This is a genomic window from Pseudomonas sp. Sample_14, assembly GCF_004307515.1.
GTDB classification, from domain to species: domain Bacteria; phylum Pseudomonadota; class Gammaproteobacteria; order Pseudomonadales; family Pseudomonadaceae; genus Aquipseudomonas; species Aquipseudomonas atacamensis.
The window spans coordinates 41,789-62,268 of record NZ_RCOC01000029.1 but is presented as its reverse complement, the minus strand read 5'-3'; the positions used below and the strand labels follow the sequence as shown (position 1 = coordinate 62,268).

At 60.4% G+C, this 20,480-nt stretch carries 21 protein-coding genes; 8 read left to right on the top strand and 13 right to left on the bottom strand.

The features are described from left to right. From D8U61_RS07230 to D8U61_RS07210, 5 genes are all read right to left on the bottom strand, one after another. Nucleotides 1-823 (bottom strand): amidohydrolase (locus D8U61_RS07230; protein ID WP_130926677.1); only part of this gene is annotated, 823 nt, incomplete at its 3' end. A 40-nt stretch (nucleotides 824-863) separates the two neighbouring features. Next, a complete protein-coding gene (locus tag D8U61_RS07225; protein ID WP_110646470.1) occupies nucleotides 864-1,490 on the bottom strand; it encodes an antibiotic biosynthesis monooxygenase in 627 nt (208 codons plus the stop codon). Beyond that, nucleotides 1,483-1,896 (bottom strand): DoxX family protein, encoded by a 414-nt coding sequence (locus tag D8U61_RS07220; protein ID WP_024012430.1) that lies wholly within the window; start codon nucleotides 1,894-1,896, stop codon nucleotides 1,483-1,485. The genes D8U61_RS07225 and D8U61_RS07220 overlap by 8 nt, the downstream gene beginning before the upstream one ends. 242 nt (nucleotides 1,897-2,138) lie before the next feature. Further along, entirely contained in the window at nucleotides 2,139-3,062 is a 924-nt protein-coding gene (locus D8U61_RS07215) for a LysR family transcriptional regulator (protein ID WP_125915890.1), read from the bottom strand. Between the two features lie 54 nt (nucleotides 3,063-3,116). Further along, nucleotides 3,117-4,100: an MBL fold metallo-hydrolase gene (locus tag D8U61_RS07210; protein ID WP_130926676.1), complete on the bottom strand. Its 984-nt coding sequence runs from the start codon at nucleotides 4,098-4,100 to the stop codon at nucleotides 3,117-3,119. Nucleotides 4,101-4,336: 236 nt separating this feature from the next. Between D8U61_RS07210 and D8U61_RS07205 the strand changes: the two genes are divergently transcribed. Together D8U61_RS07205 and D8U61_RS07200 are read left to right on the top strand one after the other, a co-directional pair. Continuing rightward, nucleotides 4,337-4,768: an AraC family transcriptional regulator gene (locus D8U61_RS07205; RefSeq protein WP_130926675.1), complete on the top strand. Its 432-nt coding sequence runs from the start codon at nucleotides 4,337-4,339 to the stop codon at nucleotides 4,766-4,768. 134 nt (nucleotides 4,769-4,902) lie between these two features. Next, nucleotides 4,903-7,827 carry a winged helix-turn-helix domain-containing protein gene (locus D8U61_RS07200; protein WP_130902646.1) on the top strand — a complete coding sequence of 975 codons (2,925 nt, stop codon included), beginning with the start codon at nucleotides 4,903-4,905 and terminating at the stop codon, nucleotides 7,825-7,827. On the opposite strand, the gene D8U61_RS07195 is transcribed toward D8U61_RS07200, so the two are convergent. Further along, nucleotides 7,792-9,264 carry a winged helix-turn-helix domain-containing protein gene (locus D8U61_RS07195; protein WP_130926674.1) on the bottom strand — a complete coding sequence of 491 codons (1,473 nt, stop codon included), beginning with the start codon at nucleotides 9,262-9,264 and terminating at the stop codon, nucleotides 7,792-7,794. The genes D8U61_RS07200 and D8U61_RS07195 overlap by 36 nt on opposite strands. Nucleotides 9,265-9,354: 90 nt before the next feature. Then, on the bottom strand, nucleotides 9,355-10,305 hold the full coding sequence (locus D8U61_RS07190) for a GlxA family transcriptional regulator (RefSeq protein WP_130886925.1): 951 nt from the start codon (nucleotides 10,303-10,305) through the stop codon (nucleotides 9,355-9,357). Nucleotides 10,306-10,525: 220 nt separating this feature from the next. Here D8U61_RS07190 and D8U61_RS07185 point away from each other — a divergent pair, with 220 nt between their 5' ends. Then, nucleotides 10,526-11,248 carry a pirin family protein gene (locus D8U61_RS07185; RefSeq protein WP_130886901.1) on the top strand — a complete coding sequence of 241 codons (723 nt, stop codon included), beginning with the start codon at nucleotides 10,526-10,528 and terminating at the stop codon, nucleotides 11,246-11,248. Nucleotides 11,249-11,289: 41 nt separating this feature from the next. Here D8U61_RS07185 and D8U61_RS07180 read toward each other — a convergent pair whose 3' ends face one another. Then, complete coding sequence (locus D8U61_RS07180; protein WP_051600652.1) at nucleotides 11,290-11,727, bottom strand: hypothetical protein; 438 nt, start codon at nucleotides 11,725-11,727, stop codon at nucleotides 11,290-11,292. Nucleotides 11,728-11,976: 249 nt separating this feature from the next. Then, nucleotides 11,977-12,852, bottom strand: a complete 876-nt coding sequence (locus tag D8U61_RS07175) for a LysR family transcriptional regulator (RefSeq protein ID WP_125926671.1) — start codon at nucleotides 12,850-12,852, stop codon at nucleotides 11,977-11,979. A 111-nt stretch (nucleotides 12,853-12,963) separates the two neighbouring features. On the opposite strand from D8U61_RS07175, the gene D8U61_RS07170 reads away from it, so the two are divergent. The 3 genes from D8U61_RS07170 (at nucleotide 12,964) to D8U61_RS07160 (ending at nucleotide 16,281) form a co-directional block, all read left to right on the top strand. Further along, nucleotides 12,964-14,163, top strand: coding sequence for a YbfB/YjiJ family MFS transporter (locus D8U61_RS07170; RefSeq protein ID WP_024012420.1), 1,200 nt, complete (start codon nucleotides 12,964-12,966; stop codon nucleotides 14,161-14,163). Nucleotides 14,164-14,224: 61 nt separating this feature from the next. Continuing rightward, nucleotides 14,225-15,223 carry an NAD(P)H-quinone oxidoreductase gene (locus D8U61_RS07165; protein ID WP_130926673.1) on the top strand — a complete coding sequence of 333 codons (999 nt, stop codon included), beginning with the start codon at nucleotides 14,225-14,227 and terminating at the stop codon, nucleotides 15,221-15,223. 113 nt (nucleotides 15,224-15,336) lie between these two features. Then, nucleotides 15,337-16,281, top strand: coding sequence for an alpha/beta hydrolase (locus D8U61_RS07160; protein WP_125926672.1), 945 nt, complete (start codon nucleotides 15,337-15,339; stop codon nucleotides 16,279-16,281). Nucleotides 16,282-16,311: 30 nt separating this feature from the next. Here the strand turns inward: D8U61_RS07160 and D8U61_RS07155 are convergent, their stop codons facing one another. Beyond that, complete coding sequence (locus D8U61_RS07155) at nucleotides 16,312-16,641, bottom strand: hypothetical protein (RefSeq protein ID WP_130902650.1); 330 nt, start codon at nucleotides 16,639-16,641, stop codon at nucleotides 16,312-16,314. Nucleotides 16,642-16,827: 186 nt separating this feature from the next. Between D8U61_RS07155 and D8U61_RS07150 the strand changes: the two genes are divergently transcribed. After that, a complete protein-coding gene (locus tag D8U61_RS07150) occupies nucleotides 16,828-17,103 on the top strand; it encodes a hypothetical protein (RefSeq protein ID WP_130926672.1) in 276 nt (91 codons plus the stop codon). Between the two features lie 127 nt (nucleotides 17,104-17,230). Next, a complete protein-coding gene (locus tag D8U61_RS07145; RefSeq protein ID WP_041478566.1) occupies nucleotides 17,231-17,446 on the top strand; it encodes a hypothetical protein in 216 nt (71 codons plus the stop codon). Nucleotides 17,447-17,529: 83 nt separating this feature from the next. Here D8U61_RS07145 and D8U61_RS07140 read toward each other — a convergent pair whose 3' ends face one another. From D8U61_RS07140 to D8U61_RS07125, 3 genes are all read right to left on the bottom strand, one after another. After that, the gene (locus D8U61_RS07140; protein ID WP_130902651.1) at nucleotides 17,530-17,817 is read right to left on the bottom strand and encodes a hypothetical protein; all 288 of its coding nucleotides are present in this window, start codon (nucleotides 17,815-17,817) and stop codon (nucleotides 17,530-17,532) included. A 173-nt stretch (nucleotides 17,818-17,990) separates the two neighbouring features. Further along, nucleotides 17,991-19,016: an RNA 3'-terminal phosphate cyclase gene (rtcA, locus tag D8U61_RS07135; protein ID WP_130902652.1), complete on the bottom strand. Its 1,026-nt coding sequence runs from the start codon at nucleotides 19,014-19,016 to the stop codon at nucleotides 17,991-17,993. A gap of 171 nt (nucleotides 19,017-19,187) precedes the next feature. Further along, nucleotides 19,188-20,414 (bottom strand): RtcB family protein, encoded by a 1,227-nt coding sequence (locus tag D8U61_RS07125; RefSeq protein WP_130926671.1) that lies wholly within the window; start codon nucleotides 20,412-20,414, stop codon nucleotides 19,188-19,190. Nucleotides 20,415-20,480: the final 66 nt, after the last annotated feature.

The window sequence follows — 20,480 nt, the reverse complement described above, 5'->3', positions numbered from 1 at the left end:
GGAAATCGGTCAGCTCTTCTTTCGGCTTCTGGGTGAACAGGTTGTAGGCGATGCGTACGGTCAACTGGTCGTCTTTGGCCAGTTGTTCGATCACTTGGTAATCGTCCGGATAGTTCTGGAAACCACCGCCGGCGTCGATCGCACTGGTCAGGCCCAAGCGATTGAGTTCGCGCATGAACTGGCGGGTCGAGTTGACCTGATATTCCAGCGGCAGCTTCGGCCCTTTGGCCAGGGTCGAGTAGAGAATCATCGCGTTCGGCCGCGCGACCAGCATGCCGGTCGGGTTGCCGTTGCTGTCGCGCACGATCTCGCCGCCCGGCGGGTTCGGCGTGTCGCGGGTGTAACCGGCCACGCGCAGGGCGGCGCGGTTGAGCAGCGCACGGTCGTAGAGGTGCAGGATGAACACCGGAGTATCCGGCGCGGCCTGGTTGATTTCTTCCAGGGTCGGCATGCGTTTTTCGGCGAACTGGAATTCGTTCCAGCCACCGACCACGCGCACCCACTGCGGGGTCGGCGTGCGGTCGGCCTGGTCCTTGAGCATGCGCAGCGCGTCGGCGAGCGATGGCACACCTTCCCAGCGCAGTTCGAGGTTGTAGTTCAAACCGCCACGAATCAGGTGCAAGTGCGAGTCGTTGAGGCCAGGGATGACGCAGCGGCCCTTCATGTCGACCACTTGTGTGGCGCTGCCCTTGAGGGCCATGGCCTCGGCATCGTTACCGACGGCAACGAAGCGGCCGTCCTTGATCGCCACCGCACTGGCCAGTGGTTTTTCCCGGTCTACGGTATGAAACTGGCCATTGAATAAAATCAGATCGGCGCTCATCGCAGTTCCTCAAGCGAAAGTGAAAAGAAGCAAACCCCGCTCAACGCGGCGAGGTTTCTTGGGAATCGAGGTGTTCATGGGCCTGGCTGGCTTCCAGCCACGGGGTGAACAAACGGGTAACCGGCGGCATCACCACGTAGACCACCGAGAGGACGATGGTCAGGGTAATCAGGAACGTGGCGACCACGTAGTTGGACAGAAGCGGATGCAGCGCCAGCAGCGGCCCCCAGATCAGCGGCACCAGCAGGGTGTGCGGCAGAATCACCAACAGCGTGACGACAGCCTGCTTCCAGCGCGGCGGTGGCGAGCCGGCTTCGGCCAGCGGTGTGAACCAGAATTCATTGACCGGCGCGACTTCGGTCTGATCGCCGTCGGCCAGCATCGGTGCGGCTTCAGCCACCAGCGCCTGACGCTCGGAGGATTCCAGCCAGCCCTGCATCGCTTCGGTGGAGCTGAAGCGCAATACGCACGTGTAGAAATCCAGACGCCCGCGCTTGCCGCGCACCACGTCCACACCCAAATGCCCTTCGCGCTGGCCGGCGACGCGCACGATGTTGCGCAGCCATGCTTCATACGCCGATTCGAAACCGGTTTTGACCGAGTGTTTGATGATCAACGTGACGGTCTCATCGGCCCCCGGTGCTTGTGAATTGAGGACTTCAGGCATAACGCAGCACTCCGGGCAAACGAACAGGAATCGCCAGCCGTCCGGGCCCGGCGATCAATACGGTGGTGAAAAGAATCAACAGCAACCAGCCAAACTGCCCTTCAGCCACACTCCATTGCGGATGCACGACCAGCAGCGCCACGAGCAGTACAAAGAGAATAGGCAAGCAGGCCAAACGCGCCAGCACACCGGCGACGATCAGCAACGGGCAGAGGACTTCGGCGAAAATCGCCAGGATCAGGGTCAGGTGGGCGCCGAGATGGAACGGGTCTTCGATCAGTTGCAACTGCGCGGTGAAGTCCAGCAACTTCGGTAAGCCGTGCACCCACAACAGAAACAACCCGCCGCTGACCCGCAGGAACAGCAACCCGATGTCGCGCGCCTGTTCATCCCTCGTAGCAATCATGACCCGACCCTTTGAATGTCATTGACGGGAATCATGCCAAGGCCGGCGCGGAAGAAATTGGATGGGTGTGCTTAGTTGCTTTTCAGACCACAGAATTCCCTGTGCTTGATCGTTCCCACGCTCTGCGTGGGAATGCAGCTCGGGACGCTCCGCGTCCCATCCAACGCCGAACGCGGAGCGTCCGTTGAGGCATTCCTTTGCTGCGCGTGGGAATGATCAGCACCGGAGATCGGCGCTGGGATCTATATCGCCTGAATATCCAGCGGCGCCGCCATGAACTGGCTGATCCGCGAGCGCAGCCATTTCTCTGCCGGGTCGTTGTCGTGCACCCCGCTCCAGGCCATCGACAACTGCGCGGCATCGATCGGGAATGGCGGGTCTTCGGCACGCAGGGCGCAGCCTTCGACCAGGGCACAGGCGGCGTAATCCGGCACCGTGGCGATCATCTCGGTACCGGCGAGCAAGGCGCGCAAGCCGCTGAACTGCGGCACACCAAGAACCACCCGGCGGCAGCGGCCGATCTTGGCCAGATCCAGGTCGATATTGCCGCTCAGATCACCGGAGAACGACACCATCGCATGCGGACGCGCGCAATATTCGTCCAGCGTCAGCGGCCCCGGACGGTCGTCGCCGCGCAGCACTTTGCAGGGAATATCACGCAGCTTCTTGCGCTTGGCATTGGCCGGCAGATCCGTGGTGTAGCTGACGCCCACGGAGATTTCCCCCGAAGCCAACAGCGCCGGCATCAACAGGTAGTTGGCGCGGCGTACCACCACGACAATCCCCGGCGCCTCCTGCTGAAGCTGGCGCAACAGCGGCGGAAACAGACCGAACTCGGCGTCGTCCGACAGACCGATGCGAAACACATCGCAACTGCTCGCCGGTTCGAATTCCTTGGCGCGGCTGACTGCGCCGGAAATCACGTCCATCGCCGGTTGCAGCTCCTTGAGGATCGCCAGCGCCCGCGCCGTCGGTTCCATACCGCGACCGTTGCGCAGCAGCAACGGATCGTCGAACAGATCACGCAAGCGCCCCAGCGCAGCACTGACCGCCGGCTGGCCCATGAACAGTTTTTCCGCCACACGGGTCAGATTCTTTTCGAACATCAACGCTTCGAAAATCACCAGCAGGTTCATGTCGACGCGGCGCAGATCGTTACGGTTCATGGGCGTGGTTTCCTTATCGGTGTCAGACGCTTTATGCCACTGGCGCTGGGCACTTTACTCGATCAACGGCACTTTCGCCGCGCGTTTGTAAGGGCCGTACTCCACCGGCACCCACTGGAAATGCTTGCCCTCGGCGGCGATGTGGCCGATGCCCGGGAACGGCAGATGCGCTGCCGTCACCCAGGTCTTGCTCGCTGCCGCAGCACTGAACACTGCCTGCCGACTGGCGATCGCTTGCTGACTGTTGACGTCGAAACCGATCGAGACTTCCGGGTGCAAGAACTGCACCGCGAGGTTGTGCACCAGATCGCCCATGAACACGATGCTCTGCTGCTGCGAGGTGAAGCGGTACGTGGTGCTGCCCGGGGTGTGCCCGGCTTCGAGGGTTGCTTCGACCAGTCCCGGCAATGGCGACTGCCCGGCGGCAAACATCTTGAAGCGGCCAGCGGCAACGTAGGGCGCCGTCGAATCCTGGGCAATTTTGAAAAACTCTTTGGCTCCCGCCGGGGCCTTGGCCAGTGCTGCCGGATCAAGCCAGTAATCGGCCTCTGCCTTGGCCGCATAGACGGTGGCATTGGCGAACAGCGGCTTCTTCTCTGCATCGACCAGACCGCAGACGTGATCGAGGTGCAGGTGGGTCAGCAAAATTGTGTCGACCTGCTCAGGCTTGTAACCGGCGGCCTGCATGTTGGCCGAGAGTTGGCCTGCGGTGGCGCCGATGCACTGCCCTGCGCCGGTGTCGACCAGAATCAGTTGCGTGCCGGTGTTGACCAGAAAGGCATTGAACGCCGTCTGCACGCCCGGGGTTTCAATCGAACGGCGTGCGAGCAGCGCGCGAATCTGACTCTGGCTCATGCCCTGCAACAACTTCGGCGACAAATCGTTGTAACCGTCGAACAACGCGGTGACTTCGTAATCGCCCACCGCCAAGCGGAAATAACCCGGCGCCTGAGTGCCCACCTGCGGTGCCTGCGCCATCGCGCCGGACATTGCCAGCATGACCGCCAGGGCCGCTGCTGCTTTCACCAAGCCTTTCATTGCATTCCCCTTTGAACCTGGCCAACGGCGGCCGTGCTTTGTCGACATCGTCGCGCAAAGCACCGGGCGCTGACTTGCAATGATGTGCTGAGTTCCAGCCTGAGCGAGGAAATTAACAACGATTAACTCGTCAGCCTCAAGCCCTCGCCCAACAATGAAGCCCTCTGCGCAGCGTTGCTTTTTTGACCTGAGGGAATGCGCCGACCGTGTATTCCCCACCGACACGGACCTTGGCCATGGCTTATCTACAGCAAACCGTCGCCCTCGCCCCTGCCTGCGAACCGCGGAAAAACACGACTGGCGGACTCAGTCCGCAGCGCGAACGCCAGATCAAACAGTTGATCCTCGATCGACTGGGCGAAAGCCTGGAAGTGGCTGAGCTGGCCCGGGCATGTGCACTGTCGCGCAGTCACTTCTCCCGTGCATTCAAATGCAGCACCGGCCTGTCGCCACAGGACTGGATCCGCGCCCAGCGCCTGGCCCGGGCCAAGTTGCTGATCCAGCACACCGACTTGAGCCTGACGCAAATCAGCCTCGAATGCGGCTTCTGCGATCAGGCGCACTTCTGCCACATGTTCACCCGCAGCGAGGGCATCAATCCCTTCGCCTGGCGCTGTCGAGTCATGGGCAAGCCGAAAAACAACGCAGCGCAGCCTGCGGTGTTTTGACTGCTGCCGTTACGCCACCCGTTGCACTGATGCTCAAACCTGAGGATTATGCCCGGACACCCCGGATCAGACGGCCTGCGCATGCGCCAGGGACTGATTCGCCCTGTCCGCCGCATCACCGCAGGAGCGCGCTGTTGAGTTTCTCCCCGAATCAGGCCATTGCGTTTGGCCCCTATCGGATTCATCCCGGGCAACGACTGCTAATTGAAGGCCAACAGCCTCTGCGCCTGGGACGGCGGGCGATGGATATCCTCCTGATTTTGCTGGCCCACGCCGGTGAAGTGGTGAGCAAACAGCAATTGATGGCCGGCGTCTGGCCAGACAGCGTCGTCGAAGACATCAATCTGCGCGTGCACATGGCGGCCCTGCGCAAAGCGCTGGGCGACGGACAGAACGGTCAGCGCTACATAGTCACCGTGGCGCAGCGCGGCTACAGTTTTGTCGCACCGATCGTGCTCGACAGCATCGAACAAAAACCGGCGATGCCCGTCGCCAGACACAACCTGCCGCTGCGCCGTACGCGAATGATTGGGCGCCAGCCCGTGATCGATCACCTGATCGCGCAACTGCCGCGCCGACGCTGCATCACTCTGGTCGGTCCCGGCGGCATCGGCAAGACCACCGTCGCCCTGCGCGTCGCCGAACAATTGCTCGACCAGTATCGCGACGGCATCCGCCTGGTGGACTTGGCGCCCATCGCCGATCCCGCGCTGATCGGCTCGCATCTGGCGACGCTACTTGATCTGTCCGCGCCAGAAGGCGATGCGCAGGCTAGTCTGGTCGACGGCCTGCGAGAACGGCAAATGTTGTTGGTGATCGACAACTGCGAGCACTTGATCGATGCGGTCGCGTCGCTCAGCGAGCAGATTCTGCGGGGAGCGCCAAAGGTGCATATCCTCGCCACCAGCCGCGAGAGCCTGCGCGCGGAGGGCGAATTCGTGCAGCGTCTGGAATCGCTCGAATGCCCGTCCATGTCGACGCCGATGGAGCCGGCTCAGGCGCTGGGCTTTGCTGCGCTACAACTGTTTGTCGAGCGCGCCACCGCGGCGCGGGAAAGCTTTCAACTGAGTCGCGCCGAGCTACCGCAGGCGATCGAAATCTGCCAGCGCCTGGACGGCATTCCGCTGGCGCTGGAACTGGCCGCCGCACAGGTCAGCGAATTGGGCATGGACGGATTGCTCAAGCAATTGCGCGAGGGTTTGCCGCCATTGTCGGCTGGACACCCCAGCAGCGCCGAGCGCCACCTGACCCTGCGCGCAACGATGGACTGGAGCTTCAACCTGCTCAACGCCTGCGAACAAACCTGTCTGCGGCGACTGGGGATTTTCCGCGGCAGCTTCACCCTCGCCTCGGCGGCAGCGGTGGTCATCGGCCAACAGATTGATCCCGGCGCGGTGTTCACCGCAGTCACGCAATTGGTGGCCAAATCCCTGCTGAGCGTCGAAGTGGGCGACGAAGATGTTTTCTACCGGTTGCTCGACACCACGCGCCACTACGCACTGGAAAAACTCGAACAGGCCACCGAGCTCAGCGCAACCCGCCAACGCCACGCCGAGCGCTGCCTGACACTGATGCAGCAGGCGCAGGCGGATTGGGACAATACTCCGACTGTATTGTGGATGGAGCGCTATGCCAGGGGGCTGGAGGATTTGCGCGCGGCGCTGGACTGGAGCCTCGACGGGCCGGGCCCGGATGAGCTGGGCGTGCAACTGGCAGCCGCGTCGGCACCGTTGTGGCAGGAGCTGTCGTTGCTGCGCGATTACAGCCGCTATGTGCGCCGGGCACTGAGTTTGCTGGAGGCTTCGCCAGCAGACTCGCTGCTACCGCCCTGCCCTCGCCTGCAAATCGCCTTGAAACTGGCGCTCGGTAGCGCCAGCTATCACACCTGGGGCGGCACGCCACAAACCATTCAGGCCTTCGTCGACGCCTGCCAATTGGCCGAGGAACACGGCGATCTGGCCGGGCAACTGCGTGCGATATCGGGGCATATGGCGGTCAATCTGAGTTGCGGGCATTACCGCATGGCGCTGGCGCAGAGTGAGCAATTTGATCGCATCGGTGTGCACGGCGAGCCATTGCTGTCGCTAAGCACGCATCGCTTGCGCGTGCTGGCCCTGCATTATGCCGGCGACCAACCGCAGGCCCGCGTACATGCCGAGCAGGTGCTGCAACGCATGGCCCACAGCGGCCATCTCAATCGTTTCACCCATGGCTTTGGCGTGCAGTACGACCAGAGCGTCGCTTCGCTGACGGTACTGGCCCGCGTGCTATGGCTGCAGGGTCTGCCAGAACAGGCATGGCGCGCGGCACGGCAGGCGCTGGATATTGCCGTGCAGATCGACCATGGCACATCGATCTGCTACACGCTGGCGCTGGCCAGTTGTCTGATCGCCCATTACAACGGCGACGCCGCCAACGCCCGCGCGCTCCTGCAATTGTTGCTGGAGCAGTCGCAGAAGCATTCGGTACTGCTGTTCAATAATTGGGCGCGGCACTACGCGCAGGTGATCGATCCGGATAATGCCGCGCCGGTATCGACGCAGAGCAGCGGTTTGATCCGGGAAGTGATGGTTACGCTGGATGAGCGTTTTGTCGATGATGCACTGGTGGAGCGCGCGCGCACCGGGGATGCGGGTTGGAGTGCAGCGGAGATACTGCGGGCACGGGCGGTGGCATTAGTGAAGGGTTCAGAATGGCCCCTTCGCGAGCAGGCTCGCTCCCACAAGGGGTCGGTGTCGGGCGCAAATTCCGAGTTGTGCGCTGTTTCCTGTGGGAGCGAGCCTGCTCGCGAATCGGCCTGCTCAGACACCGCTGAAACCCGAGAAGCCGAACAAACCCTGCAACAAGCTCTGGCCATCGCCAGAAGCCAGGGCGCGTTGGCCTGGGAGCTGCGCAGCGCCACGGACCTCGCCCGATTATGGCAGCGCCAGTCCCGCCATCGCGAAGCATGGGATTTGCTCAGCCCCATTTACCAGCGCTTCACCGAAGGCTACGCCACCCCGGACTTGCGCAAGGTCCGCCTGCTACTCGACAGCCTGCGCGAGCAGTGCCTGGCCTGACGCATTGCGCGTGCGGCTGAGATAGCGCGCATGACGCTGTTGCAGTTCGAGCCTGTCGTCGCTGCGCTCAAAGCGATCACGGGCATAGCGGCGCACGGTGTTGAGCATCCAATAGCGTGCCGTTGCCCGGTTGGGTTCTTGAATGAGCAGTGACTTGCGCGCCAACCCTTCGATAATTGCGCTCAACCTGGATCCCGCCAGATCCACGCTGCTGATCACGCTCAGCGCAGCCTCCAGAGTAAAGCCCGTGCTGAACACCGACAGACGCAGCAGCACCCGCTGTTCCATTTCCGTCAGGTACTGGAAGCTCCAATCGATCGCAGCGGCCATTGACTGATGACGTGGTTCTGCGGTGCGCCGGCCTTGGCCAAGCAACTGCAGACCGTTTTCAACCTGGGCCTGTAAGCCGATCAAGCCCAGCGCATCGATCTGCGCAGCGGCGAGCTCGATCGCCAGCGGCAGACCGTCCAGTTGACGGCAGATCTCGCGCACGCCTGACAAATCCTGTTGACGCAAACTGAAGCCCTGTTGCCGCGCTCGCGCGCGATTGACGAATAGCTGCACCGCCGGATAGCCCATGGCTTCCTCGACGGAGTTCAATGTAGAGCGCTTGGGAATCGCCAGCAGCGGCACGTGATGAACGGCTTCCTGTGGAATGTGCAAGGCTTCGCGGCCGGTGACCAGAATCGACAGGCGAGGCGCGGCATGCAACAGGGTCTCTACCAGAGTCGCGCAACTGTCGCGCCGGTGATCGCAGTTATCCAGCACCAACAAGGCGTGCCGACCGGACAGTGTGAAAAAGTCTGTATTCAGGGCGTGCAACAGGTGGTCGAGCAAGGGTTTGTCATCTTCGAGCATGGCAAGGTCGACCCACCAGGCGCCATCACGAAAGTATTGCAGCAGCAACTCCGCCACGCGCAGTGCCACAGTGGTTTTGCCAACACCCGGCGCACCGGTAATGGTCATCAAGCGGCACACCGGCATTTGTCGAACCAGACTACCGATCAGGGCGTCGCGCCCACTGACTGGCGTCAGTCGTGCCGGAAGATTGTGCAGTGGCGTGAGGGCGGCAGCGGGCATGTGCAGCGCATCACTTGTGCCCTGCTCCATCGGGGCGACAAAGCTGTAGCCGCACTGCGCCACGTGAATGATGTAACGCTGGCCGTTGGTGCCGTCGCCCAGTGCGCGGCGCAACGCCGCGATGTGCACCCGCAGGTTGATCTCTTCAACGATCGATGTCGGCCACACACGAGCAATCAACTGCTCTTTGCTGACTACCTCGCCCGCGTGTTCGAGCAGCACCTGAAGAATGTCCATGGCGCGCCCACCCATGCGCAGCGGCTGCTCGCCTTCAAGAACCAGACGCTGGCGCACATGAAAGGCGTAGGGGCCAAAACGCAGCACCGAACCTTGGCTTGTGTCGTTGTGATTATTCATGCCAAACATCTTGGCACTGTTGCGTGACGATACAACCGCCGGAGCCGACGCAGCACGGACATCCGGCTGCGTCTGACGGACAGAACCGCTCTAGCTGAACTGTTCGCGGTATTGTAACGGCGTAAGACCGAGCTTTTCGGCGAATAGCGAGCGCATGTGCCGGACACTGCCGAAACCACTTTTGTAGGCGATGGTTTTCAGCGGCAGATCGCTGGTTTCCAACAGGTTTCGCGCGCAGTCAATGCGGGCATTCTGCAGAAACTCCATGGGAGTCATGTTGACGTCACGGGCGAACAGGCGAGCAAAGTGCCGTGCGCTCATATTGGCCAATCCGGCCATGCGCTCGACTGTGAAGGGCTCATCCAAGTGTTCAAGTACGTAATTCTGCGCGCGGGTGATGGGCGTTTGTTGCGGTGAGACGGCCGCCATCAATGGGCTGAACTGGGCTTGCCCACCCTGACGCTTCATCACCACCAACAAAACCTTGGCGACGTCCTGGGCGATTTTCTTGCCGTGATCCCTGGCCACCACCGCCAGTGCCAGATCGATGCCAGCGGTCACGCCGCCCGAAGTGATGAGATTGCGATCCTCAACGTAGATCTGGTCGGTGGTCACCGTGGTTTTCGGGAAAGCCTTGATCAGGCGCTCGGTGTAGTTCCAGTGCGTGGTGACGCGATAACCGTCAAGCAGGCAGGCATGGCCGAGGATGAATGCGCCAGTGCAAATCGAACCGTAACGCTCCGCGCGCGGCACGGCTTTTTTCAACCAGCCAAACAGCTCGGGAAATCTCTGGTTATAGGCGCCGGGGCCGCCGGGCACCAATAACAGGTCATAGCGCTCGGCCGCCTCGTCGATGTGCAGATCAGCCTGAACCTGTACACCATTGGAAGCCTTGAGCAAGCCGCGCTCCGTCCCTAGTGTCGTCAGTTGATAGTGCAAATCAGGTTTCAGATAACGGTTGGCGACTGAAAACACTTCCAGCGGCCCGGCCATGTCGAGCATCAGAAAGTCGGGGAACAGCACCATTGCCACGGTTTTCATGGTAGGCATCACACATATTCAAGGGTCAATACGCACGCTACAGCCGGGGCATTATGGCCAACTGAGTCGTGATGAGCGTAATCGAATACGTGAACCATAACGCAAAACTGTCAACCTGAGCCGGACAGTCTTTCAATTTCGATCTACTTATTGCCTCCCAAGGTAACCAGTAACCTTCTCCTCACTCGGACGAATTCACGTCCAGCCAGGAGATTTCATCATGCTGACTCTTCGCAAAGCCTCCGATCGCGGCCTCGCCAATCACGGCTGGTTGAAGTCGTTTCACACCTTTTCTTTCGCCAGCTACCGCAACCCGCGTGAACAGGGTTTCTCCGATCTGCTGGTGATCAACGATGACCGCGTCGCAGCCGGCAAAGGTTTTGGCCAGCACCCGCACCGCGACATGGAGATCTTTTCCTATGTGCTCGAAGGCGCGCTGGAACACAAGGACACCCTCGGCACTGGCTCGGTGATCCGCCCCGGTGATGTGCAATTGATGAGTGCCGGCAGCGGCGTGGCGCACAGTGAGTTCAACCACTCGGCCACCAAGCCCGTGCACTTTCTGCAAATCTGGATCGTGCCGGATGTCAGTGGCGCCAAGCCGCGCTATCAACAGGAACACTTCAGCGCGCAGAAAAAACGCGGTCGTCTGCAACTGATCATCTCGCCGGACGGTAGCAACGGTTCTCTGAAAGTCCGTCAGGATGCGCGGGTCTACGCCGGGTTATTCGACGGCAAGGAAAGTGCCACGCTGAAATTGCCGGCCAGTCGTTACGCCTACGTGCACGTTGCGCGTGGCAGTGTCGAACTCAATGGCCAAGCCTTGCAGGAAGGCGACGGCGTGCGGGTTCGTGAAGAACAGCTGCTCACTTTGAGCAACGGTATCGATGCCGAAGTGCTGGTGTTCGACTTGCGCCCTCACGAGTTGCCGGAAATGCCATGATCTGGCGCGATGCAGAACGGCCTTCCAATGAAGGCCGTTTTTTATTGCGGCGGCACTGTTGAGGGCTGTACGACAGGTTTGGGTGACGATACCTCTTTGCCAATCTGAATCGCTGCCAGCGTGGTCTGTATGGTGGTCAACACCGCCGCCTGATTGGCGAAATGTGCGCCAACCAGCAAGGAAGCCACGCCGAGGAAATGCACAGTGGTGGCAGCCCAGTAATTGGCCTTGACCGTCGATGCCTGTCTGATCGCTTCCCGCGATTCGTCGGCAATTTTCTGCACGCCCATCCACATCAGGTCATAACGCTTGTCCCGTTCCTGCAGTGCCTTGTCCCGTTCAAGATAGACCTTGTCCCGCTCTGCCTGAGCAGCCAGGAACCCGCGAATGTCGGCGCGCATTTCTGCCACGCGGCCATCCATCCTCGTCTCGATGGTCTCTATCCTGGCATCGAATTCTTCGCGACTTATGCTGCTCATGGTTTGCCTGTCCCGCCCCGCGTCCGATCTGTCCGTGACTGCATATTGATTCACTTCCCTGATTTTCAATTCGACACCTTTCTGCGGCTACGCGGCCTTCCCTGGCTCTCCGTTTTGATGCGTAACTGAGGTTCGCATCGAGCTGCGGTCACAATAGAACTCATCACTGCCTACAACAAGCCGGCCCATTCTGCCTCGGACGTAGGCTGTTTCGTCAGACGTTGTAGCCTCGGCAAAGGCCTGAACTCACTATTGGTTTTCCGGCGCAAACGCCTCCACGATCTGCTCGATCACGGCCCGTACCCGCGCGGTGTGGCGCAAGTCGGCGTGGGTGACCAGCCAGACTTCATACGGCTGCGGCCGGGTCCGCTCCGGCCAGAGTCTGACCAGGCCGTCGCGTTCGCCCATGTAAACAGGTATCTCGCCTACCCCGAGGCCGGCGGCAATAGAGCGGCGCACCAGAAGGCTGGAGCTGAGCGTGGTGACGATGCGTCCGCGGGTCAACGGTTCAGAGACCAGCGTGAGGTCTTTTTTGCTCTGTAAGTACGGCTGATAGACCACCAGATCATGGCCCTCGAAAGCGCTGCCGGGCTGTGGTTCTCCATGGCGATCGACATAGGCCTTTGCTGCGAAAAGTCCTACAGGCCAACGGGCGATCCGTCGAGCGATGAGATCGGGGTTATCCGGCCGGGTATTGCGCACCGCGATATCGGCCTCGCGCTTGGCCAGACTGAGGATTTGCGTCGACGCATCCAGCTGGATCTGCACATCTGGATGTTGATCATGCAGGCGCGCCATCGCCGGGATGATGAAGTCAATGGCCATCGAGTCGGTGGTGCTGACCCGTACGTTACCGGTCAGACGATCATCCAGCCCATGGATGTGCCGCTCCAGTTCCAGCGCCGAATGCTCCATCTTTTCCACACTTTTACGTGCCGCTTCACCAACGGCGGTCAGCGCATAACCGTCGGAGGTACGCAGGAACAGCGTCGCGCTCAATGCCTTCTCCAGCGCAGTAATGCGCCGTCCGACCGTGGCCTGATCGACGCCGAGTACACGCGCAGCCCCTCTCAATGTCGACTCGCGACAGACCGCCAGAAACACCCGCGCATCATCCCAATTCATATGCATCCTCTTTGAAGCATTTTTGCATCATCGTGCCGCTTAATCGCTGCATATACGCAGCAACGATAGCCGATAAGCTGAGCGCCATACACCTCTCGTGAGATCGCGATCATGCGTACTGCAAACTCTACCGGCATCTGGCTGCCGATCTTCGCCGGACTTTGCGCCAGTCTGGTCAGCATTGGTCTGGCGCGTTTCGCTTACACGCCATTGATCCCTTCGCTGATTCAGGCGCAGTGGTTTTCGGCCAATGATGTCGTCTACCTCGGCGCGGCCAATCTGGTCGGCTACTTGATCGGCGCCCTGCTCGGTCGGCCCATGGCTCACCGAACAGGCAACCGCAACGCCTTGCGCCTGATGATGCTGGCGGTCACGGCGGCATTTTTTGCCTGTGCTTATCCGCTGTCGGTGAGCTGGTTCTTCGGCTGGCGTTTGCTCTCCGGGATTGCTGGTGGCGCGATCATGGTGCTGGTGGCGGCAACCGTGCTGCCTCACGTTCCGGCTGCTCGCAGAGGCTTGGCCAGTGGCGCAATCTTCCTCGGCATCGGCCTGGGGATTGCCGGCTCCGGCACCATCGTGCCGCCACTGCTGACTCTTGGCTTGCAGGCAACATGGCTGGGACTGGGCGCGCTGGCGTTGTTGCTGACCGCGGTGAGCTGGTTCGGCTGGCCTGCGGATACCACGCATGCCGTGGCTGCGCACGCAACGTCGGCTGATGAGCCAACACCGTCGGGCGTTTACCTGTTATTCGCTCAATACGCGTTCATGGCCGCCGGGCTGGTGCCTGCCATGGTGTTTCTGGTGGATTACGTAGCGCGTGGATTGGGTGCCGGGGCGCATATCGGCGCAATGGTCTGGGTCATGTATGGCCTGGGGGCGATTGTCGGGCCGGTGACTTACGGCTTCCTGGCCGACCAGCTCGGCGCCCGCACTGGTATTCGACTGGTGTTGGTAGTGCAAGCCATCGCCCTCGGTTTGCTGGCCGTCTCCCATTCATTTCTGGCGCTGGCTTTACTGGCGGTGATTCTCGGCTCGTTCCCGCCGGGCATCGTGCCGCTGGCCTTGGCCCGGGTGCATGAACTGGTGCCGTCGCATCACCGTCAGCAGATCGCCTGGAGCCGTGCCACTGTGTCATTCGCAACCTTTCAGGCGCTGGCCGGGTTTGCCTATTCGGCATTGTTCAATGCCTCGGGCGGCCAGCACACGCTGCTGTTTGTGATCGCCGCTGGCGCGATCGTCGTCGCTCTACTGCTGGAGCAAGCCATGCGCTGGCTGCCCTCTACAACTGAACCCCGTTGCGCGGCGAACTGAAGGGAATCATTGCGCGCTGCCAGCGTTCCCATCTACACGACCTTTTTCACAGGAATCGACAATGTCACTGCCCAACGAAATGACCCGCATTGAAATCACCGAACCCGGCGACCCTGAAGTATTGCAAGCCAGGCGCGTGCCTTTGCCGACCGTTGGCGAAGGCCAACTGCTTATCCGCGTTCACGCTGCCGGCATCAATCGTCCGGATGCCTTGCAGCGCGCCGGCAAGTATCCGATGAAACCCGGGATGGACCCGATTCCCGGCCTGGAAGTGGCTGGCGAAGTGGTTGCACTGGGTCCCGGAGTTACGCGGTTCGCTGTGGGCGATCGTGTGTGCGCACTGACCAATGGCGGCGGATACGCCGAGTATTGCGCGGTACCAGCCGGCCAGACTTTGCCTGTGCCGGATGGAGTCGATTGGGTCCAGGCCGCCGCGATTCCGGAAACGTTTTTCACCGTCTGGGCCAACCTGTTCGGCCTCGGCGGTGCCAAGGCCGGCCAGCGCGTGCTGATTCACGGCGGCACCAGCGGCATCGGTACCACCGCGCTGATGCTCTGCCGTGAATTCGGTATTGAGGCGTTCGCCACCGCCGGCAGTCCTGAAAAATGCGCCGCAATCAGCAAACTTGGCGGGCAGCCGATCAACTATCGGGAAGAAGATTTTGCCAAGGTCATTGCCGAGAAGACCGCAGATCAAGGCGTGAACGTGATTCTCGACATCATGGGTGGCTCGTATCTGAACGGCAACATCAGCGCACTGGCGATGGACGGCCGACTGGTGATGCTCGGTTTCCTCGGCGGCGCCCGCGCCAACGACATCGATCTGCTGGCGATCCTCGGCAAACGCGCGGTGGTCACCGGTTCGCTGCTGCGCGCGCGTACCGCTGCGGAGAAAGCCGCCATCGCCGGTCAACTGCAAGAACACGTTTGGCCTGCCCTCAGCGCCGGGCGCTGCCTGCCGATCATCGACAAGGTTTACCCGCTGGCTGACGCGGCTCAGGCCCATGCCCGCATGGAGGGCGGCGATCATATCGGCAAGATCGTACTGCAAGTGGCGTGAGTGATTGCAGCATCTTGTAATCGTTGCACATGAACGGTGGTCGAAAATAATCACGCGCAGACCGAGGCATCTGGTAAAAAGCGTTCTTTGTCTGCGCCGTGGTGAAACGATTAATGTTCCTGTCCTTGCTGACTCGTCTGCGACGCCGCCGCCTGGCATTCGCCATGATGGCCGCGCTGATCATTGGCGTGCCGACGAGTTGTGCGGTGCTGGAACACACCGAGCGCAAACTGCTTTTTCGCATTGAGCCGGGCACTGCCGGCTGGTATCGCGGACTGCCCGGCAGCGTTCAGGAACTCGATCTGCATCCGAAGAGTTTCAAGGCCGGGCAGAACATCCATGCCTGGTGGTGGCCGGCGGAACGTGCCAATGCCCCGGCAATCCTTTACTTGCATGGCGTGCGCTGGAACCTCACCGGACAGTTGTTCCGCATAGAGCAACTACGCGCGGCGGGCTATTCGGTGCTGGCCATCGATTATCGAGGGTTCGGCCAAAGCAAGGGTGATCTACCATCCGAAAGCAGCGTTTATGAAGATGCCCGCGTGGCGTGGGAGCGCTTCCAGTTGCTGCAACCGGACCCGAACAAGCGCCTGATCTACGGCCACTCTCTCGGTGGCGCGGTGGCGATTGATCTGGCGGCCGAACTGGGACAGAACGCGGCGCGCAACCACACACCTCTGCCGGTACGCGGTCTGGTCATTGAATCGACCTTCACTTCTCTCGCCGACGTAGCCGCCGCCGTGGCCAACACCTCGCTCCCGGTGCGCTGGTTGCTCTCGCAGAAATTCGACTCCATCGACAAGATCGCCGATATTCATATGCCGCTTTTGGTGGTGCATGGCCTGGCTGATGCCTTCGTGCCGCCGCGCTTCAGCGAGCAGCTGTTCAATGCCGCTGAGCAGCCCAAGCGCCTGCTGCTGGTGCCCGGAGCAACGCATAACAACAGCATGGCGCTTGGCGGTCAGGGGTATCGCAAGGCTCTGGATGCGTTGATGCAGAGCAAGCCGTTGCCGCGGGTGGCCGGGCCGGCAGTCGCCAAGGGTTCTGGCGATTCCTAAGCTGTGTTACCAGTGCTGGATAAAGAGGCATCAGCGCCGAGCCAACTCATGGCGTACGCATTGCTCATAATAGGTCTGCTTGACCGCTGCCGGTTTGAGCTTGGAACTGCTGTTGTAGGTCTGCTCGGTAATCCCCATCGCGGTCATGCGCATCCATGGCTGCTGGAACCGGCGAACCTGCAATTGCTTGCGCGCGCCATACAGTGAAACTCCAGACAATTTCGATCGCTGCGCCCCGGCAGCGATATCCGAGCCCCAACTGCAGGCAAAGCGATGGCCTCTGCTTAACTCTTTTGCCTGCACTCCCGAGGCGATCAAAGCCAGGGAAAGCATCGCAACGGTGATAACAATCGTCCGCATATAGCCAACCTAACCTTTTGAAAGAAGGCGATTTTGCCGGGGCGAAATGTCTCTGGGGGCCAGCAATTTGCCTGCTGTCAGGATTTTTTTCATCAGGGTGAAATTCGCCGCTCGTCCAGTACCGCGCACCTTTGCCAGACAGGCCTATCCAACGCTGTACATCCAACCGCGCAGAAGGCCCACGTGATGAACAAGAAAATTTTCGCCTTGTCGTTTTTCAGCCTGTGCCTGATCGGCCCGATTCACGCTTCGGCAGCCGAATCCACGGCGGGCGCAGCAACCCCTGCCACGGCCTTGCCCGGCGTCAATCATGCAGAAAGCTCTCGCGACCATGACGAGAAGGCAAACAAGAAAGGCGAAGAGTCCTCAGGCGCCAACGCGGGATCAGAGCCGCATGAGACAGAGAAGGATGCGGCGACGTCGAGCGACTCCAGAGACCTGGATAAAAAACCCGCTCAGTAAGAGTGGTTTCGCTTTTAGTAACGAAAATCCGGCACCGAAACTAGCGCAACACCGGGTGATATCAATATGATGCGCGCACTGGCCGCCATAGAGGGCGGCCAGAGGAAAATACATCCAAGGAATGCAAATGAAAGATTTCGTCATCGGCGTCAACAACATCGTTCTCTACATCGCATTGGCGGTCATCCTGATCGTTTCCCTCTTCATGATGAGCCAGAGCTTTCTCTCGGGTCTCGGTATGTTCGTAGGCGGCACCCTGGGCTGGTGCATCGTCTCCGGCTTTTGGTTCGTGCAGTCGGCGACCTATGAAGAACTGCGCAAGCTGAACTCGAAAACCAGCTGATCTGCGCCGAGTATTCGTTAAAGAAAAAGGCCAATGTCATCGACATTGGCCTTTCTTTTTTTAGCGGCGAAGAGACTGGTTCTTCATTGCTTGGTGCACTGAGCGCCCAGTCCCATGCCCATGGAACCCAGAGCTACCATCGGGCCGCTCGGCAGCTCGCACGTATATTCACCGCTTTCGGTTTGAGCGGTATAGAACGTTGTATTGAAGTCGCTGCGGATGTTTGAAACCTTGATCACGGGTTTGCCAATGGTGGTCTGTGCGCGATTCTTGAGATCACTCTCCCCCGGCTTTACGGTCTGGCATCCAGTGACCGCGAGGACCAGTGTTGCGATTAAAGCGAGAACCGGAATAGTCCTTGATGAGTTCATTGCAGATCGACCTTTTTGATTTTGTACGGGAAAAATTTGACAGTCAGCTGCCAAGCGACAGGACTTTAAGGTCGAGCCGGAACAGGGGCAATTAGGTCGAATGTGCTAATGGCTGAGGGCTAGTGGCGCTCTCAGTGAGGTTTTGCGACTGTCTTCGGGATCGCAGGTCGCTACTAATGAGTTGGTGAAACTGCTATCCGCAAGCGATCACTGCCCTCCTCCTGACAATCAATACGGACGGGCAAAAACAGCTGGATGACTTCAATGTTGCTGCGCAAATGATCAGTCATGCGCGGCGTGGTGAACGATCCACCGCCGGCCAGCGCCATCGGTAACAGCAACTGATCGGCCAGATGCTCAGCCACCGCAGCACCACTACGCAGCCAGTCAGCAGCCTGATTGATCGCGGCATCCGCTACTTTCTCAGCGCGTAACGACACTTGGCCAAATGCGCTGAACACTTCAGTGACGTGTTCGAAAACGTACTCCAGCAATAACACATTGCCCGGGCCGCGTGTCGGATCAAGCGTCACCGCTTGCAGCGCCTCCGCAAGCCAGTTCAACCGCTTGGCCACTTGGCTCAGTTCTCGCTGAGCGACGGTAGGCGCAAGTCCGGCAGTCAGCGCCAGAGCCTGCCGTGAAATCGCCTCGCCGCGCTCACACACATCCAGTCGCGTCAGGCGCGACGGCTGCACCGTCACGGCAATCTCGCCACCGCCAGCCGGTACGAAACCATGACGCAGCAACTCCAGCTCGACATCGCCGCCCATGCGCCGCAGCAGCGGTAGCCAACTGCGCGAGAGGAAATCCGTCGGCGGTGCCAGCGGATTGTGGGTGCCACCGGAGATCGTCACTCGGCTGGCCTGCGGCGCCTGCAACAAGGCTGGCAACAGCGTCTGTAGCACCAGCGTGCAACTGCCCGCCGTGCCAATAGCGAACTGAAAGTTGCCTCCGCGAATCTCGCCCGGTTCGAAGCTCAGGGCTTGCGACCCCAGATGCGCACCAGATATCTCTGCACCACAAACCTCGGCCGCCGCCATCACGGCTGTCAGATGTTGACGCAGCAGTCCCGGACGGCTGCGTCTGGCGCGGATCTGTTTAATACGAAACGCCCGGCCTGTCACCATCGACAGGCTCAGCGCACTGCGCAACACCTGGCCACCACCAATGGCGCCGTCCAGTTCAATTATGTCTTTCATTGCCAATCCCTTACGCGTTCAGCCCGACGGTGTCTCGGAGGTACCATTTAGCCGTCGTGAATCTTCCTGAGTTTTCAATAGTGTCGGTACTTCTCGCTCAGGCTCAGCCGCGATGAAACGCTGCCGTGCCGGACGACGCGGCCCAAAGGCGTTCGCGCCAGTACCGATTGCTTAACCTTTGACGCACACCACCTGACGCAGGGTGTGCAGCACTTCCACCAGCTCACGCTGGGCGTGCATGACTTTGTCGATGTCCTTGTAGGCCATCGGAATTTCGTCAATCACCGCTTCGTCCTTGCGGCATTCCACGTGGGCGGTGGCGCGAATCTGATCGGCGACGGTGAAGGTATTCTTCGCCTTCGTGCGGCTCATGGTGCGGCCGGCGCCATGGCTGCAGGAACTGAATGACTCTTCATTGCCCAGACCGCGAACGATGAAGCTCTTGGCGCCCATCGAGCCCGGAATAATCCCCAGCTCGCCCTTCTTCGCTGACACGGCGCCTTTGCGGGTAATCAGCACGTCTTCACCGTAATGCCGTTCCTTCTGCACGTAGTTGTGATGGCAATTGACCGCTTCGAGCGCGACCTCGAAAGGCTTGTGGATGATCTGCCGCGTGGCCTGAATCACTGCGCGCATCATCAGTTCACGGTTCTGTCTGGCGAAGTCCTGCGCCCAGCCAACCGCCTCCACGTAATCATCAAAATGCTGACTGCCCTCTTCGAAATAGGCCAGGTCACGGTCCGGCAGGTTGGCAATGTGCTGACGCATATCGGCTTGGGCCATCTGGATGAACAGGTTGCCGATAGCGTTGCCGACGCCACGCGAACCGCTGTGCAACATGAACCAGACACGGTTGGCTTCATCCAGGCACACTTCGACGAAGTGGTTGCCACTGCCGAGCGTCCCCAAATGTGCCCGGTTGTTGGTATTGGCCAGTTTCGGATACTTGTCGGTGATCAATTTGAAGCGCGGCTGCAACCCCGCCCAGGCCTGATCGGCTTGCTGCGGAACCTCGTCCCAGGCGCCTTTGTCTCGCCGCGAACGATTCGAACTGCGGCCGTGCGGCACCGCTTGTTCGATTGCAGTACGCAATCCATGCAGGTTGTCTGGCAGATCTGCAGCCGTCAGCGACGTACGCGCAGCGATCATGCCGCAACCGATGTCGACGCCCACCGCTGCGGGAATGATCGCGCCGACCGTTGGAATCACGCTGCCAATTGTCGAGCCCTTGCCCAAGTGCACATCGGGCATCACCGCCAGATGCTTGAAGATGAACGGCATTTTTGCCGTGTTCATCAACTGTGCGCGGGCTTCGCTTTCAACCGGGACACCTTCGGTCCAGAGTTTGATGGGCTTGCCGTTGGCGACTTCGAGAAGCTGGTAGGTGTGGTCTTTCATATCTTGGTGTCCATGTTCGTTTCCATCAGCATTGCAGCCGCTGTGCCAGCTTTGGATGCGGCTATG